The organism is Cypionkella sinensis, assembly GCF_042646385.1.
Classification (GTDB): Bacteria; Pseudomonadota; Alphaproteobacteria; order Rhodobacterales; family Rhodobacteraceae; genus Cypionkella; species Cypionkella sinensis.
Genome location: NZ_JBHRTO010000001.1, coordinates 2,289,606 through 2,303,115 on the forward strand (window position 1 = coordinate 2,289,606; position 13,510 = coordinate 2,303,115).

15 protein-coding genes are annotated in these 13,510 nt (G+C 62.4%); 3 read left to right on the forward strand and 12 right to left on the reverse strand.

Translation table 11 applies throughout. The features are described from left to right. Positions 1-345: 345 nt before the first annotated feature. The 8 genes from ACFOGH_RS11505 to ACFOGH_RS11540 all read right to left on the reverse strand — a co-directional run bounded on the left by ACFOGH_RS11505 (position 346) and on the right by ACFOGH_RS11540 (position 7,032). A complete protein-coding gene (locus ACFOGH_RS11505; protein WP_380073207.1) occupies positions 346-1,920 on the reverse strand; it encodes a GMC family oxidoreductase in 1,575 nt (524 codons plus the stop codon). A gap of 15 nt (positions 1,921-1,935) precedes the next feature. Next, positions 1,936-2,457: a Twin-arginine translocation pathway signal gene (locus ACFOGH_RS11510; RefSeq protein WP_380073208.1), complete on the reverse strand. Its 522-nt coding sequence runs from the start codon at positions 2,455-2,457 to the stop codon at positions 1,936-1,938. Between the two features lie 66 nt (positions 2,458-2,523). After that, complete coding sequence (locus tag ACFOGH_RS11515; RefSeq protein WP_380073209.1) at positions 2,524-2,919, reverse strand: VOC family protein; 396 nt, start codon at positions 2,917-2,919, stop codon at positions 2,524-2,526. Positions 2,920-3,010: 91 nt separating this feature from the next. Next, on the reverse strand, positions 3,011-3,313 hold the full coding sequence (locus ACFOGH_RS11520) for a ribbon-helix-helix domain-containing protein (protein WP_380073210.1): 303 nt from the start codon (positions 3,311-3,313) through the stop codon (positions 3,011-3,013). Between the two features lie 178 nt (positions 3,314-3,491). Then, positions 3,492-4,667 (reverse strand): elongation factor Tu, encoded by a 1,176-nt coding sequence (tuf, locus tag ACFOGH_RS11525; RefSeq protein ID WP_380073181.1) that lies wholly within the window; start codon positions 4,665-4,667, stop codon positions 3,492-3,494. A 135-nt stretch (positions 4,668-4,802) separates the two neighbouring features. After that, positions 4,803-5,351 carry a hypothetical protein gene (locus ACFOGH_RS11530; RefSeq protein WP_380073211.1) on the reverse strand — a complete coding sequence of 183 codons (549 nt, stop codon included), beginning with the start codon at positions 5,349-5,351 and terminating at the stop codon, positions 4,803-4,805. A gap of 23 nt (positions 5,352-5,374) precedes the next feature. Continuing rightward, on the reverse strand, positions 5,375-6,130 hold the full coding sequence (locus ACFOGH_RS11535; RefSeq protein WP_380073212.1) for a hypothetical protein: 756 nt from the start codon (positions 6,128-6,130) through the stop codon (positions 5,375-5,377). Between the two features lie 65 nt (positions 6,131-6,195). After that, positions 6,196-7,032 (reverse strand): PhzF family phenazine biosynthesis protein, encoded by an 837-nt coding sequence (locus ACFOGH_RS11540; RefSeq protein WP_380073213.1) that lies wholly within the window; start codon positions 7,030-7,032, stop codon positions 6,196-6,198. A gap of 219 nt (positions 7,033-7,251) precedes the next feature. Between ACFOGH_RS11540 and ACFOGH_RS11545 the strand changes: the two genes are divergently transcribed. The 3 genes from ACFOGH_RS11545 to ACFOGH_RS11555 are packed head-to-tail and all read left to right on the forward strand — an operon-like array spanning position 7,252 to position 9,577. Next, on the forward strand, positions 7,252-8,604 hold the full coding sequence (locus tag ACFOGH_RS11545; RefSeq protein ID WP_380073214.1) for a cytochrome P450: 1,353 nt from the start codon (positions 7,252-7,254) through the stop codon (positions 8,602-8,604). A gap of 57 nt (positions 8,605-8,661) precedes the next feature. Further along, positions 8,662-9,093 carry a hypothetical protein gene (locus tag ACFOGH_RS11550; protein WP_380073215.1) on the forward strand — a complete coding sequence of 144 codons (432 nt, stop codon included), beginning with the start codon at positions 8,662-8,664 and terminating at the stop codon, positions 9,091-9,093. Position 9,094: 1 nt separating this feature from the next. Continuing rightward, a complete protein-coding gene (locus ACFOGH_RS11555) occupies positions 9,095-9,577 on the forward strand; it encodes a RidA family protein (protein WP_380073216.1) in 483 nt (160 codons plus the stop codon). 110 nt (positions 9,578-9,687) lie between these two features. Here ACFOGH_RS11555 and ACFOGH_RS11560 read toward each other — a convergent pair whose 3' ends face one another. The 4 genes from ACFOGH_RS11560 to ACFOGH_RS11575 all read right to left on the reverse strand — a co-directional run bounded on the left by ACFOGH_RS11560 (position 9,688) and on the right by ACFOGH_RS11575 (position 13,493). Next, positions 9,688-10,446 carry an NYN domain-containing protein gene (locus ACFOGH_RS11560; RefSeq protein ID WP_380073217.1) on the reverse strand — a complete coding sequence of 253 codons (759 nt, stop codon included), beginning with the start codon at positions 10,444-10,446 and terminating at the stop codon, positions 9,688-9,690. Between the two features lie 245 nt (positions 10,447-10,691). After that, entirely contained in the window at positions 10,692-12,239 is a 1,548-nt protein-coding gene (locus ACFOGH_RS11565) for an acetolactate synthase large subunit (protein WP_380073218.1), read from the reverse strand. 51 nt (positions 12,240-12,290) lie between these two features. Next, on the reverse strand, positions 12,291-12,761 hold the full coding sequence (gene ybaK / locus ACFOGH_RS11570; protein ID WP_380073219.1) for a Cys-tRNA(Pro) deacylase: 471 nt from the start codon (positions 12,759-12,761) through the stop codon (positions 12,291-12,293). A gap of 345 nt (positions 12,762-13,106) precedes the next feature. Continuing rightward, the gene (locus tag ACFOGH_RS11575) at positions 13,107-13,493 is read right to left on the reverse strand and encodes a hypothetical protein (RefSeq protein ID WP_380073220.1); all 387 of its coding nucleotides are present in this window, start codon (positions 13,491-13,493) and stop codon (positions 13,107-13,109) included. Positions 13,494-13,510 lie beyond the last annotated feature (17 nt).

Below are 13,510 nucleotides of genomic sequence, written 5' to 3' on the forward strand. Positions count from 1 at the left end.
CTGCGGCAATGCTAGCAGGTTGCGGGTGATCTGTCTGTGGCGATGCGCGCGGGGCAAGTGTAGAAGCCTCCGGCGGGGATATTTAAGCAGAGAGGATGACCGTAAAGCGCTGATTTTCGCAAACCGGCCCGGCGGCTGACGCCGTGTTGGCGTCATGAATCACCAAGGCATGGGCCCAAAAACACAATATATTGTGTTTTTTATTGATTCTCACCGCGAAAACCACAAGCGCATCCCAGCTGGGAAAGCATGTGACAAGCATTGCCTCGCCCGAAACATCCTCAGCCCGGTCACGCAAACGCGCGAGGTTGCCCCCGCGCGCTGCTGTCTCGTCTCTGACCAGCCTCAGATCGTGCCCGCCGCCATTTCCTTGGCGATGTGATCAGCCTGACGGATCGCCAAGGCCACAATCGTCAGCGTCGGGTTCTCTGCCGCGCCAGTGGTGAACTGGCTGCCGTCCGAGATGAACAGATTGGCGATGTCATGCGTCTGGCCCCATTTGTTGACCACGCCCAGCTTGGGGTCTTCCGACATCCGGTTGGTGCCAAGGTTATGGGTCGATGGATAGGGCGGCGTCGGGAAGGCACGGGTGGCCCCCACAGCTTCATACATCGCCACGCCGCGCGCATAGGCATGGTTGCGCATGGCGACATCGTTCGGGTGGTCCGAGTAATTCACATTCGGTGCGGGCAAGCCAAACTGATCCTTGGCCTCTTTCGACAGCGTGACCCGGTTGTCGGCCTGCGGCAAATCCTCGCCCACAATCCACAGCCCCGCCATGTTTTCATAGCTGTCCAAGCCGGAGGTAAACTCGCGCCCCCAAGCGCCCGGATCAAGGAAGGCCGCCATGAACGGCAGACCAAGGCTCAGCGTCTCCAACTCATACCCGCCGACAAAGCCGCGCTGCGGGTCGTGATGCGCCTCGTCTTGCACGATGCCGGCCATGGTGGTGCCGCGCCACATCCGCACCGGCTTGTCGAACACACCGTAAACCGAGCCGGTGACGTGCCGCATGTAATTCCGCCCGACCTGATCAGACGAGTTCGCCAGCCCGTTCGGGAACATCTCGGATGCCGAGTTTAACAACAGCCGCGGGCTTTCAATCGTGTTGCCCGCCACGCAGATGATCCGCGCCTTCTGGGTCTGCAACGTGCCATCCTTGTCGAAGTATTCCACCGCCGTCACCTTGCCGGTCTCGTCATGCAGGATCTTGGCAACATGGCTGCGCTCACGCACCTCAAGGTTGCCGGTCGCCTCGCCTTCCGGGATGTCGGTGTAGGCAGCCGACCATTTCGCGCCCCATTTGCAGCCCTGAAAGCAGAACCCGGTCTGCTGGCAGGCAATGCGATTACCGGTTTCATCCGAGGATTGGATCGCCATCCGCCCGGTATGCACCTGTGTGTAGCCCAGCGATTTTGCGCCCTTTTCGAACACTTTGTAGTTGTTGTTGCCGGGCAGGCCAGGGCGGTTGCCGGTGCGGGTCACACCCAGCTTTTCCTCGGCCTTGTCATACCACGGCGCCATCTCGGCCCCGTCAATCGGCCAGTCCAGCAGGTTCGCGCCCTCGACCTTGCCATAGGTGGTCAGCGCCTTCCATTCGTGATCCTGAAACCGGATCGATGCGCCCGCCCAATGCGTCGTAGTGCCGCCGACCGCCTTCACGATCCATGTCGGAAGCCCCGAGAAATCCTTGGCCACCCGCCAATCGCCGCTGGTGGTGCGGGTGTCGGTCCAGGCCAGTTGCCCAAAGCTCGCCCATTCGTCGTTCAGATAATCTTCCGGCAGATAACGCCCGCCAGCCTCCAAAGCGACCACCTTGACGCCTTTTTGCGCCAACTCATTCGCCAGAACCCCGCCGCCTGCGCCAGTGCCGATGATGACGACCACGGAATCGTCGTTCAGATCAAATTTCGCAACCATGTGTTCGTCCTCCCCTTACAGCCAAGCGATGTCGTTGAAGCCGCGGTCGATATAGCCGCCCTGGCTGAAGGACTCGCCCTCATAGCCAAAGATCGGCCAGATCTCTTTCTGGTTATAAAGCCCGGTCACAAGGCCAGCCCGCACGGTCTGAAAGAACGCGCCGCTTTCGATGGCCTGCAGCACCTTGACGCGGTCTTTCTCCCACCCAATCGCAAGGTATGACGCATGGCCCTGCGCCACCGCCGCCGCGTTCAACTCATCAATCCCGGCGGCAACCATGTCTTTGCTCTCGGCCGAGTCATAGCCCTTGACGGCGATGGCGTAGTATTGGTCAGCCACCTGGTCATGCGGATAGATATCGCGCGCCATTTGCAGCAGCGTCGCCATCTGCTCCGGCGTGATCACCGAAACCTCCAGCGCCCAAGCCGCGTCGGGGGCGGCGATAAAGCCCGCGCCCGAGACAGCCAGCGCCCAAGTCGCCATTGTGCGCGACAACAGCGCACGCCGGGTGATGCCCTTCAGGTGTTCTTGTTTCATGTTATCCTCCCTTGAGTGCGTAATGGCCGCGAACTCCCCCCGCAGCCTTGGCGAAGCCTCAGCGCGTCACAGATACCTGCCGCCGCGCTGCAAAACCTCGATCTGGTAGCCGTCGGGGTCGGCGATGAAGAAGAACCGCGCCACCAGCACATCGCCGTTCTTGAAATCCACCAGCTTGCGCGGGGCCAACCCCGCCGCCGTCAGCCGCGCGTGTTCTGCGTCCAGATCATCCACCGAAAACGCCAGATGGCCGTAGCCGTCGCCCAGATTGTAGGGTTCCGTCCGATCCTTGTTGACGGTCAGTTCCACCTCAAACCCGGTCTCGGGGTTTGACATGTAGATCAAGGTGAAGCCGGTAAAATCCAGCCGATCCGCCACCGATAGCCCAAAGGCCGTCTGGTAAAACGCAACCGAGCGCGCCTCGTTCAGCACGCGGATCATCGAATGTATCGCCTTGGCCATAATCTCTCCTCAACCCCCTTAGGTTTTGGTAAGATTACTGAACCAATTTATTTTCGGGGTAGTAGCGGACTACTACAGCGAAATTTTATTGCTACTCGGCGGCAAAACGCGGCTGCACCTGATCTGGCATCTGGTCCAACTCGCCCAGATGAATGGTGCAGGCACAGCGCAGGAAAGAGGTGAAGTTCGGCGCCTCGCCATGCAATTGCAGCACTTCGGAATGCAGTTTTGACAACAAAAGCGGCGTGGTCATGCCCTGCTTTTCCGCCATCGCATCCAGGATCCGCCAAAACGCCCGTTCCAGCCGGATGCTGGTCGATTGCCCGTTCAGCCGCAGGCGGCGGGTGATTGATTCGTAACGGGTCGGGCTTTGCCCGGCGAAAATCTGGCACATCGGCTTGTTCTCCCCCAGTCAGGCTAAGGCATTGGCGGCAGAGTCGTCAACGGGGCCGGCACCCCGAATGTAAAAGGGCCGCGCCTTGCGGCACGGCCCTTTCAGATAGAGTGACGCAAGGTTGCGTCAAACTGACTTGATGATTTTCGACACGCGACGGTTTGCGCGTCTCAGATCATCACTTGATGATTTTCGACACGACGCCTGCGCCGACGGTGCGGCCGCCTTCGCGGATGGCGAAGCGCAGTTTTTCTTCCATCGCGATCGGGGCGATCAGTTCGACGTTGAACTTCAGGTTGTCGCCCGGCATCACCATTTCGGTGCCAGCCGGCAGCTCGACCGTGCCGGTCACGTCGGTGGTGCGGAAGTAGAATTGCGGACGGTAGTTCGCGAAGAACGGGGTGTGACGGCCGCCTTCTTCCTTGGTCAGAATGTAGGCTTCTGCCTCGAACTTGGTGTGCGGGTTCACCGACTTCGGCTTGCACAGCACTTGGCCGCGCTCAACGCCTTCACGGTCGATACCGCGCAGCAGCACGCCGACGTTGTCGCCAGCTTCACCACGGTCCAGCAGCTTGCGGAACATCTCGACGCCGGTGCAGACCGACTTCTTGGTGTCACGGATGCCAACGATTTCAACTTCGTCGCCGACGTTGATCACGCCGCGCTCGATACGACCGGTCACAACCGTGCCACGGCCCGAGATCGAGAACACGTCTTCGATCGGCATCAGGAACGGCTGATCCACAGCGCGTGCCGGGGTCGGGATGTAGCTGTCAACGGCAGCCATCAGCGCGCGGATCGAATCCTCGCCGATGTCTTTCCGCTCGCCGATCATGGCTTGGTGGGCCGAGCCTTTGATGATCGGAATGTCGTCGCCCGGGTATTCGTAGGACGAGAACAGCTCGCGCAGTTCCATTTCCACCAGTTCGATCAGCTCTTCGTCGTCAACCAGGTCGACCTTGTTCATGTAGCAGACCATGTAGGGGATACCCACCTGGCGGCCAAGCAGGATGTGCTCGCGGGTCTGCGGCATCGGGCCGTCGGAGGCTGCGCACACGAGGATCGCGCCGTCCATCTGAGCCGCACCGGTGATCATGTTCTTCACATAGTCAGCGTGGCCGGGGCAGTCGACGTGGGCGTAGTGGCGGTTTTCGGTTTCATATTCGACGTGCGCGGTCGAAATCGTGATCCCACGTGCACGCTCTTCCGGCGCGCCGTCGATTTGGTCGTAGGCGCGGAATTCACCAAAATACTTGGTGATCGCTGCCGTCAGAGTGGTCTTGCCGTGGTCAACGTGGCCAATCGTGCCGATGTTGACGTGCGGTTTGTTCCGTTCAAACTTTGCCTTTGCCATGGTCGGGGCGCCCTATCTTTCGCGGGCCCGGAATCGAACCCTATCTACACGGGCGGGCAGATAACCGTCTGGCAAAGGAAAATCAAGGGGCCGAGCGCGGATGCGGCCGCTTGCTGCGAAATCTACGGCGTGCGTTCAGGGGGCGACCTGTGCCCGCCCGGCCCTCACCGCCGGGCTGTCGGGTGCCACGGTGACATTGCGGCTGGGTGATAGCCGCACCAGCACATTCATCACAAAGCCTTCAATGGTTTGCTGGTAGTCGTGTTCCGCAGTGGGGGCCACCGCCGCCCCAATCGGCCCACCCACCCGGAACCGCTGCGAGGTGGCCAGAATCGAGGTCGGCGCCACGATCTGCCGCCCCGTCGCCGCGTCGGTGACGCTCAGCGTGCCGCGCACATAGCTTGCCCCGCCCAACATCAATTCCTGCATCCGCGACATCAGCCGCACCTGCGTCACCACCACCGTCACATCGGCATTGCCCTGCGGCGTGGCCCGCAGTTTACGCCGCAGCGCCTGCGTCAGATCGGCGTTGATCTGGGAGGGCGGCACATCAAACGCCATCTTGCGCCCGGCCACACCGCTGATCGCCGAGGTGTCGACCGTCACATTGCGCACGATCAGATTGGCGGCGGCCTGATCTTCCAGCATATGCGGGGTGCAGCCCAACAGGGCAAGAATACTCATCAAGGCAACATAAAGACGCATGATCACGGGGTTCCGGTTCTGGGGACAGTCTTGCTGGGCACTGGCAGAATGATCACCGGCTTTTTCTTGGTCGGTGCCGGTGCTGGTGTCGCGGGGACAACCGGCGCTGGCGGAGCAGCGGGCGCTGTCACGGCAGGAGCCGTCACCGCAGGCGTTGCCACTGGCGGAGTCGTCGCAGCGGGTGTGGTCGCAGCAGGTGTGGTCGCAGCCGTTTTGCCTTTCGGCGGCAGGCCAAACCATTCGGGGTTTTCCAGCAGCCATTTTTCAACTGACTTCGCCGCGTTATACGACAAAATCTCCATCTGCTTTTTCTTGTTCTGCGTCAGGCCAGATCCGATCATCGTCTCTGCCGACATATGCTCGAAAATGGTCAGCTGTTTGCCTTCGGGGTTCAGCTTTTTGCGCGCGGCGTCATCCCAGATGTTGGCGGTGATCACCAGCACAGATTTCGGCGAAACCACCAGCGGCACACCCGGAGGTGCCAGCGCATAGGCGTCAATCGCGATGCCTATGTTGTAAAGCTTGTCGCCCTCATAGCGGCCAAAACGGTCTGCCACGGCTTTTTTCAGCGCAGCCTCCCAGTCTTCCTTGCTCGCCTCGCGCGAAATCGGCACTTTCTGCACGTTATCGGCAACGGCAATATTCAGACCCAAACGGAAATTGCCCAAGGGCGCTGGTGGTTCTTTCAGGTCATTGGTCTGGCAGGCAGCCAAAGCGGTCAGACCCAATCCGAAAGCAAGCAAACGAAGCAGACGCATATACGATTCCCTTGGGGTCCATGGCACCACTTTTCGGGATAGCGGGGCTTCGCGCGCAAAGCAACCTAGAGCACGCGGGCAGCCCCCGCGACGCGCACGCCATCGCCGCTTTGCCCCGTCACAGTGACGTGTATCAGCGAAGGTGCGCCCATATCCTCGCCCTGCCGGATGGTAAAGCTGCTGGCACCCCGACCCAGATCCACCAGTAACCCGCCCAAAGCCGCCGCCGCCGCCCCCGTGGCGGGGTCTTCCACCACGCCCCCCACCGCAAAGGCGTTGCGGCTGACAAAGACATCGGCGCTTTCCCGCCAGATCAGGCTGATTGTGGTCAGATCCGCGTCCAGCATCAGCGCCCGCACCGGATCAAACGCATAGTCCATCGCGGCCAGTGTCTCGCGGCTCGGCAGCGCAAAGACAGCATGGGTCGCGCCGCCATGTGCCAGATGCGGCGCAAGGCTTGGGTCCAGATCAGCCTCGGCCAGGTCAAAATGGCCCAACAAAGCGTCCCGAAACTCTTGCGGCATCGGTTTCGACCAAGTCGGCGGCGAGGTCAGCACCGCCTGCCAGCCCCGCGCGCCAAGCTCTGCCACCACCGAAATCCGCGCCTGCGACAGGTGCAGATCATAGCGCCCCGCGCCAAACCTTTGCCCCAAAGCGCAGCCCAGCGCGATGGTGGCATGGCCGCAGAACGGCACTTCGGCATCGGGCGCGAAATAGCGCACCTGCCAGCCATCGCCATCCCGTGCGGCAAAGGCGGTTTCAGAATAGCCAACCTCGCGCGCGATGCGCTGCATATCCGCGCGCGCGGGCAAGGCATCGCCAATCACCACCCCCGCCGGGTTTCCGCCCTGATCGCCCATTGCAAAGGCCGCAATCCGCTCGATCTGCATCTGATCCTCCATCTGCCCCGCACTCCCCGCCGCCCCGGACTTGATCCGGGGCCTCTACGCTGCCCATGAGGCCCCGGATCAAGTCCGGGGCGCGTGGTTGCTCTGTGCAGCACCTTCCGCCAGATCACCCGACCAGACAAATTCCGTTTTGTGCGCCCCGCCATCATGCGGCGGAATGACTGCTTTGCCGAAACCCCACCCCGCCCTATCTTGCAGGCAAAGGAGCGCCCCATGCCCCCATCCGCCCATCCCGTCAAAGTGCCGCTTCACACCAGCCCGCTTGGCATCTGGGGCTCGCTCAAAGCCGCGCGACAGAATGTGCTGCTGCTGATCCCCGAAGCCGCCACCCACGCGCCGATCCTGTCGGGCACCACCGGCAAACGCTGGCATATGGTGATGGACCCCGAAGCGCTGCGCCACATCCTGCGCGACCGGGTGAATGATTATCCGAAATCCATGGTGACAAAGCTGATCCTTGGCCCCGCCATCGGCGAAAGCCTGTTCGTGGCGGAAGGCGAACATTGGATGTGGCAGCGCCGCGCCGCAGCCCCGGTGTTCACCCATCGCAACGTCGCAGCCTTGGCCCCGGTGATGACGCTGGCCGCCGAGCGTTCTGCCGCCCGCATCGCGGCCAGCCTTGGGCGCGGCGCAGATATGTTTGCCGAAATGGTGACGGCGACCTTCGAGGTGATTTCCGACGTGACCTTCTCGGGCGGCGCAGGCTTTGACCGTGCGGCGGTGCATAAGGCGATTGAAACCTATATCGGCCAGACCGCGAAAGTCTCGCTGCTGGATATCCTCGGCGCGCCAGCTTGGGTGCCCCGCCCCGGTCGCATGGTCTCCACCACCGGCATCCGTGACATGAAACGCGTGGCCGATGCCGCCATCGACCAGCGCCGCGCCGATGGTGCCAAGCCCACGCCTGATCTGCTCGACCTGCTGCTGAAGGCCGAAGACCCCACCAGCCAACGCCAGATGTCCACCGCCGAGTTGCGCGACAACCTGCTGACCTTCATCGTCGCGGGGCATGAGACCACAGCGCTGACGCTCTCGTGGGCGCTTTACCTCTGCGCCTTCGCCCCTGAAATTCAGGCCGAAGCCCGCGCCGAGGCGCAGGCCACCTTGGGAGACCGCGCCGCCACCGTGGCCGATATCGCCAACCTCCCCCTCACCCGCCGCATCGTCGATGAGGCGCTGCGGATGTATCCCCCCGCCGCCTTCCTGTCGCGCACCGCACAGGCCGCCGACACGCTGATGGGCCGCGAAGTGCGCCCCGGCGATACCGTGATCCTGCCGATCTATGCTCTGCACCGCCACCACGCGCTGTGGGACGACCCCGACGCCTTCAACCCCGCCCGCTTTGCCGACCCCCGCGCCATCGACCGCTTTGCCTACCTGCCCTTCGGCGATGGCCCGCGCATCTGCATCGGGGCCAGCTTTGCCCTGCAAGAAGCGGTGATCATCCTCGCCACGCTGCTCGCGCGCTTCACCTTCACCCGCATCCCCGGCCGCGATCCGAACCCGGTGATGATCCTCACCCTGCGCCCCGAGGGCGGGGTCTGGTTGCAGATTGATCCGGCCTAAGGCTTGCCAAACCCCCGCCTCACCGCAATAGTTTCCGCAAACCTGCCGGAGGCCGCGATGAAAGCCCTAATCCTCACAGCCCTGCTCGCCACCCCCGTCATGGCGCAGGAAACCAGCCTGACCCTCCACATCACCTTTGACGCGGCCTCGGCCACCAAGCTGCAAGAGGCGGGTGAGATGGTGGTGGTCTCCAGCTATTTCTGGGGCGATCCGGTGCCCGGAAACTTTCTGCCAGTCAACGAAATGGGCCAGCTTTATCTGGGTGGCGAGGAGGCCACCGTCTGGCCGCATGAGCAAACCCTGACCATCGGCGGCTCTCTGGGCGGCGCACCGATTGGCAATGTCGCGGCACCCATGGTCAATGTGAACGTCTATTCGGCCCGCATCACCGATGAAAACAACCTGCTTGACTGTGGCATTGTCGATGGCCCGACCGACGCGCTGTCCAAGTCCACCCAGGAAATCGCCTGCAAACTGATCGGAGGATAACATGCAACCCGAAGCCATGGCCCTGCACATGGGGCTTGATCTGCCGGATTTCGACAAGATCGGTTATTACGGCGCGGATTATGGCACGATGAAGCCCTATCATCGTATCGGCTCGCTGCTGTTCTTGTCGGGCCATGTCGCGCAAATCGGCACCCAGATCACCCACAAGGGCCGCTTGGGCCAAGACCTGACCACCGAACAAGGCTACGCCGCCGCGCGCCAGACCGGGCTGAACGTGCTGGGCGGTATCCGGCAGGCTGTGGGGTCGCTGGACAAGGTGAAAAGCATCGTCCGCACGCTGAATTTCGTGGTCTGCACCCCGGAATATGAGGATGTGCACAAAGTCTCATCCGGCATGTCAGACTTGTTCGTCGAAGTGTTCGGCCGCGAGATCGGCCTTGGCGGCCGCGCAACCATCGGCATCATGGCGCTGGCGAATGGCGTGTGCTTTGAGACTTGGGCGACGGTAGAAATCGCCGATTAACCCCTCTGCCCGCCGCCCCGCCTTCAACATTCCCCCGCCGCCCGGCGCAGGCCGGGGCGTCATGGGCAGCGCAGAGGCCCCGGATCAAGTCCGGGGCGGCGGGGGAAGGCTCAGGCCTTATCCCGCACCTTCATCGCATTGTTCTGGCCCTGAAACACCTCGAACCGCCCGGTTTTGCGCAGCAAATCCGAAAGTTTGGCCGAGCCATAGCTGCGCGGGTCAAAATCGGGATGCAGTTGCGTGATAACCTGCCCCAACTGCCCCAGCGAGTAATCATCCTGATCGGGATCGATCTTTTTCATCGCATCGCTGATCAACGGAATCGCCTGCGCCGCCGATTGCTTGCCCGCAGCTGCAGGCTCGCGCGCCGCATCGGGCTTGCCTGGCTTGGCCTCCAAAACCTCGGCCCCGCTGATGATGTTCTCGATGAACACAAACCGATTGCAAACCTTGCGCAAGCTGTCCGGCGTCTTGGCCTCGCCAATGCCAATCACCTGCAAACCATCCTCGCGGATACGGCTGGCCAGCCGCGTGAAATCGCTGTCGGATGAGACCAGCACAAAGCCATCAACCTTGCCGGCGTGCAGAATATCCATAGCGTCGATCACAAGGCCGATGTCGCTGGCGTTCTTGCCCTTGGTATTGGCCGATTGCTGATGCATCACCAGCCCCAGATCGCGCGCGGCCTCTTTCCACTGCGTCAACGCCTGTGACGACCAATCGCCATAAACCCGCCGCAGCGACGGGTCGCCAAAGCTGGCAATCTCATCCAGAATCGCCACCGCATGACGCGCCGGCACGTTATCGGCGTCGATCAAAACCGCCAGCCGCGGCGTGCGCCCGGCAATCGTCGTCATATTGGCAGACATAAGGCCCTCGCTTTTCCCTTGGTGTGCCCGAAAACCCTGCAAACCGATAGAGCAAACTGGCAAAGCCAATTCGCTAAACCTTATCTAAAAATGTCATCCTCTCTGCCCAAATATCCCACGGGGGAGTCCGCGCAGCGGACGGGGGTGTGAAACCCCCTTTTTACGCCGCTCATCGCAGAAAATACACCATATGTAGTGTTCGGGTGCAAAACACACACAAGTGCCTCCCAGCTGGGAATGACGCCTTAGCACACCACCTCAATCAGAGACGGTCCGCGCGTCGCCATCGCCGCGGCAAAAGCGCTGACAAAGCCATCCGCGGTTTCCACCCGCACCCCAGCCACGCCATGCCCCTGCGCCAGCGCCACCCAGTCAAGACTGGGGTCCACCATGTCGAACATCCGGTTCACATTGCGGCCCACATCCGCCACGCCGACATTGATCAACTCGCCATGCAAAATCTTGTAAGTCCGGTTGGCAAAGATCACCACGCAGACGTCCAGACCCTCGCGCGCCATCGTCCACAGGCTTTGCAGCGTATACATCGCCGAGCCATCGCCCGACAAAGCCAGCACCTTGCGATCCGGGCAGGCCACCGCCGCCCCCACCGCCGCCGGCAGGCATTGGCCAATCGCCCCGCCCATCGTCACCAGCACATCATGGCCGCGCGCGCCCAGCATCGGCAGCCCGACCGGCACGCCCGAAGTAATCGCCTCATTCACCACCACGCAATCCTTTGGCATCAGATGTGCGATGGCCTGACCCACCTTCTCAAGGCTCAAGGCCCCGCTTGGCAGCGCAGGCAAGTCCAACGGCTGAAACGCCGCATCCGGCAGATCATCCGAAGCCCCCAGCGCCTTGGCAATCTCCTGCAACGTCCAAGCGTAATCCATGTCGATGGAACACAACTCGATCACCCGGCAATCCGGTGCCTCCGGCAGGCTGGGCTTGCCGGGATAGGCGAAAAACGCCGTCGGGCGCTGGGTGCCGCACAGCACCAGCACGGATTTATCGGCCAGAATACCAACATTGACATCCACCTCATACGCCAGCCGCTGCATCCTGACCGACCCCGCCCCCCGCCTCGACCGCGCGCTGAAAAACGGTGCCATCAGCGTGCAGCCCGAAGCCTGCGCAATCCGCGCCGCCACCTGCCCCAAATCGGTGTAAAGTGCCGCGCCATCCACCATCAGCGCCGCCCCCGGCAGGCAAAGCGCCCGCGCCGCCGCCGCCACATCCTCGGCCCGAGGCTTGCGCAGCGCAGGTGGCGCTGCCGCGACGGCGGGCGCATCCGCTTCCTCCCAAGCCGTATTGGCGGGCAGGATCAGCGTGGCGATCTGGCCATTCGCGGCCCGCGCCGCCTGCACCGCCGCCGCGCCATCGCCCGCGACCTGAGCCGCATCCTGCGATACCCGCGTCCAGTGCGAAATTGCCTGAGAAATCCCTACGGTATCACCCTTCAATGGGCTTTCGTGTTTCAGATGATAACTGGCATGGTCGCCCATCACATTGACGATGCCAGACTGCGCCTTGCGGGCGTTGTGCAGGTTGGCAAAAGCATTGCCAAAGCCGGGGGCCAAATGCAGCAGCGTCGCCGCCACCCGCCCCGACATCCGATAATATCCATCCGCCGCACCCGACACGCCGCCCTCGAACAGGCACAGGATGCAGCGCATCTCGGGATGGCGATCCAGTGCCGCGACGAAATGCATCTCGGATGTGCCGGGATTGGCAAAGCAGACCTCAACCCCCGAGGCGAGCAGGGTTTTCACCAGACTTTCGGCACCGTTCATCGCATTCCCTCCGCGCTTGTCCGGCCAGTCTGCCCGCTGGGGGCTGCAGGTTCAAGCAATCAGCGCCGCCGCCTGCGCGCCAAGGCTGGCGCTGGCGTCTTGCGGCGCGATGCCCAGCAGAAGGCCGCGCTGGCCTGCGTTGATCCACACCCGCTCCGCGCCGCAAATCGAGGCCTCAATCGCGGTTGGCACAGAACGTTTCTGGCCGAACGGGCTGATACCGCCCACTTTGTAGCCGGTCAGTTTCTCGGCCTTCGGCACCGCCATCATCGCCGCCGATTTGCCGCCAAAGGCCGCCGCCACCCGCTTCATCGACAACTGCCGGTCCGAGGGGATCACGCAGCAGGCGGGGGCGCCGTCGACCTCGACCATCAGGGTTTTCAGCGTCAGATGCGGATCCAACCCCAAGGCCGCCGCCGCAGCCAGCCCCACCGCCTCGGCATCGGGATCGTAGGCATAGGGATGCAGGGTGAAGGCGATGGCCTTGCTTTCCAGAAACTTCAGACCGGGGGTGGCAGCCATGTGCGGGCCTTTGAGCAGGGTCCCAAGTTGGGACTGGATGAATAGATGTCTTTATCAACGAGTTGCGGACGGTGATCGTTGATCGCTTCGACTTGCAGCGAAGTTTGCCAGTGTCGCAGCATAGCCGCAAGCTGGCGGTCGTGTCGGCGAGAGAAGTGGCTGAACAGAGGGCCGCGCACGACCGCCGGGTGGGCGAGCCACAGAAGTTCTAGGCGATTTATGGATCAACCCCTCCCGCCCGGAATTCTGCTGGTGCCGCTGCAAAGCGCCCGCCCGAGGGGGCGGTCGGGCGCTGCCCGGCGGCGCTTACGCGCCTTGATTCCGGGCCAGAGAGAGGATGCGTTGCTACGAGCCCGGGACAGCATCACATGCCCTTGCGCGCAGATAGTTTGCGGCCTTGTGGATCACCGCCGGATCGCCGGTCAGAAAGAACCGACCCTGTCCGATCTGGCTTTGCAGCGCCGGTTCGGCCACCAGCGCGCCGCAAATGTAGATCGACACCGTCCGCCCTTGCGGATCGGCGGTGAATGTCGCCAAAGCGGGCGTCCAATCGGGGGTGACGATCACCTCAAGCGCGTCTTGGTTGTTGAAATCCTTGATGATGTTCACCGTCTCAATCGCCTTACCCGGCAGATCAAGACGGCGCGCGTCAAACTCCAGATGCAAAAACGCCTTCCCGTCGGCAAAAACGGGAAGGCTGCTTGCCAGAGTGGCGATCACGGCGAGGGTCATGCGGATCACCCCCGCGC

Coding starts and splice junctions, on each gene's coding strand:
- ACFOGH_RS11505 (WP_380073207.1), bottom strand. CDS start 1,920: ATGGTTGCGAAATTTGATCTGAACGACGATTCCGTGGTCGTCATCATC.
- ACFOGH_RS11510 (WP_380073208.1), bottom strand. CDS start 2,457: ATGAAACAAGAACACCTGAAGGGCATCACCCGGCGTGCGCTGTTGTCG.
- ACFOGH_RS11515 (WP_380073209.1), bottom strand. CDS start 2,919: ATGGCCAAGGCGATACATTCGATGATCCGCGTGCTGAACGAGGCGCGC.
- ACFOGH_RS11520 (WP_380073210.1), bottom strand. CDS start 3,313: ATGTGCCAGATTTTCGCCGGGCAAAGCCCGACCCGTTACGAATCAATC.
- tuf (WP_380073181.1), bottom strand. CDS start 4,667: ATGGCAAAGGCAAAGTTTGAACGGAACAAACCGCACGTCAACATCGGC.
- ACFOGH_RS11530 (WP_380073211.1), bottom strand. CDS start 5,351: ATGAGTATTCTTGCCCTGTTGGGCTGCACCCCGCATATGCTGGAAGAT.
- ACFOGH_RS11535 (WP_380073212.1), bottom strand. CDS start 6,130: ATGCGTCTGCTTCGTTTGCTTGCTTTCGGATTGGGTCTGACCGCTTTG.
- ACFOGH_RS11540 (WP_380073213.1), bottom strand. CDS start 7,032: ATGGAGGATCAGATGCAGATCGAGCGGATTGCGGCCTTTGCAATGGGC.
- ACFOGH_RS11545 (WP_380073214.1), top strand. CDS start 7,252: ATGCCCCCATCCGCCCATCCCGTCAAAGTGCCGCTTCACACCAGCCCG.
- ACFOGH_RS11550 (WP_380073215.1), top strand. CDS start 8,662: ATGAAAGCCCTAATCCTCACAGCCCTGCTCGCCACCCCCGTCATGGCG.
- ACFOGH_RS11555 (WP_380073216.1), top strand. CDS start 9,095: ATGCAACCCGAAGCCATGGCCCTGCACATGGGGCTTGATCTGCCGGAT.
- ACFOGH_RS11560 (WP_380073217.1), bottom strand. CDS start 10,446: ATGTCTGCCAATATGACGACGATTGCCGGGCGCACGCCGCGGCTGGCG.
- ACFOGH_RS11565 (WP_380073218.1), bottom strand. CDS start 12,239: ATGAACGGTGCCGAAAGTCTGGTGAAAACCCTGCTCGCCTCGGGGGTT.
- ybaK (WP_380073219.1), bottom strand. CDS start 12,761: ATGGCTGCCACCCCCGGTCTGAAGTTTCTGGAAAGCAAGGCCATCGCC.
- ACFOGH_RS11575 (WP_380073220.1), bottom strand. CDS start 13,493: ATGACCCTCGCCGTGATCGCCACTCTGGCAAGCAGCCTTCCCGTTTTT.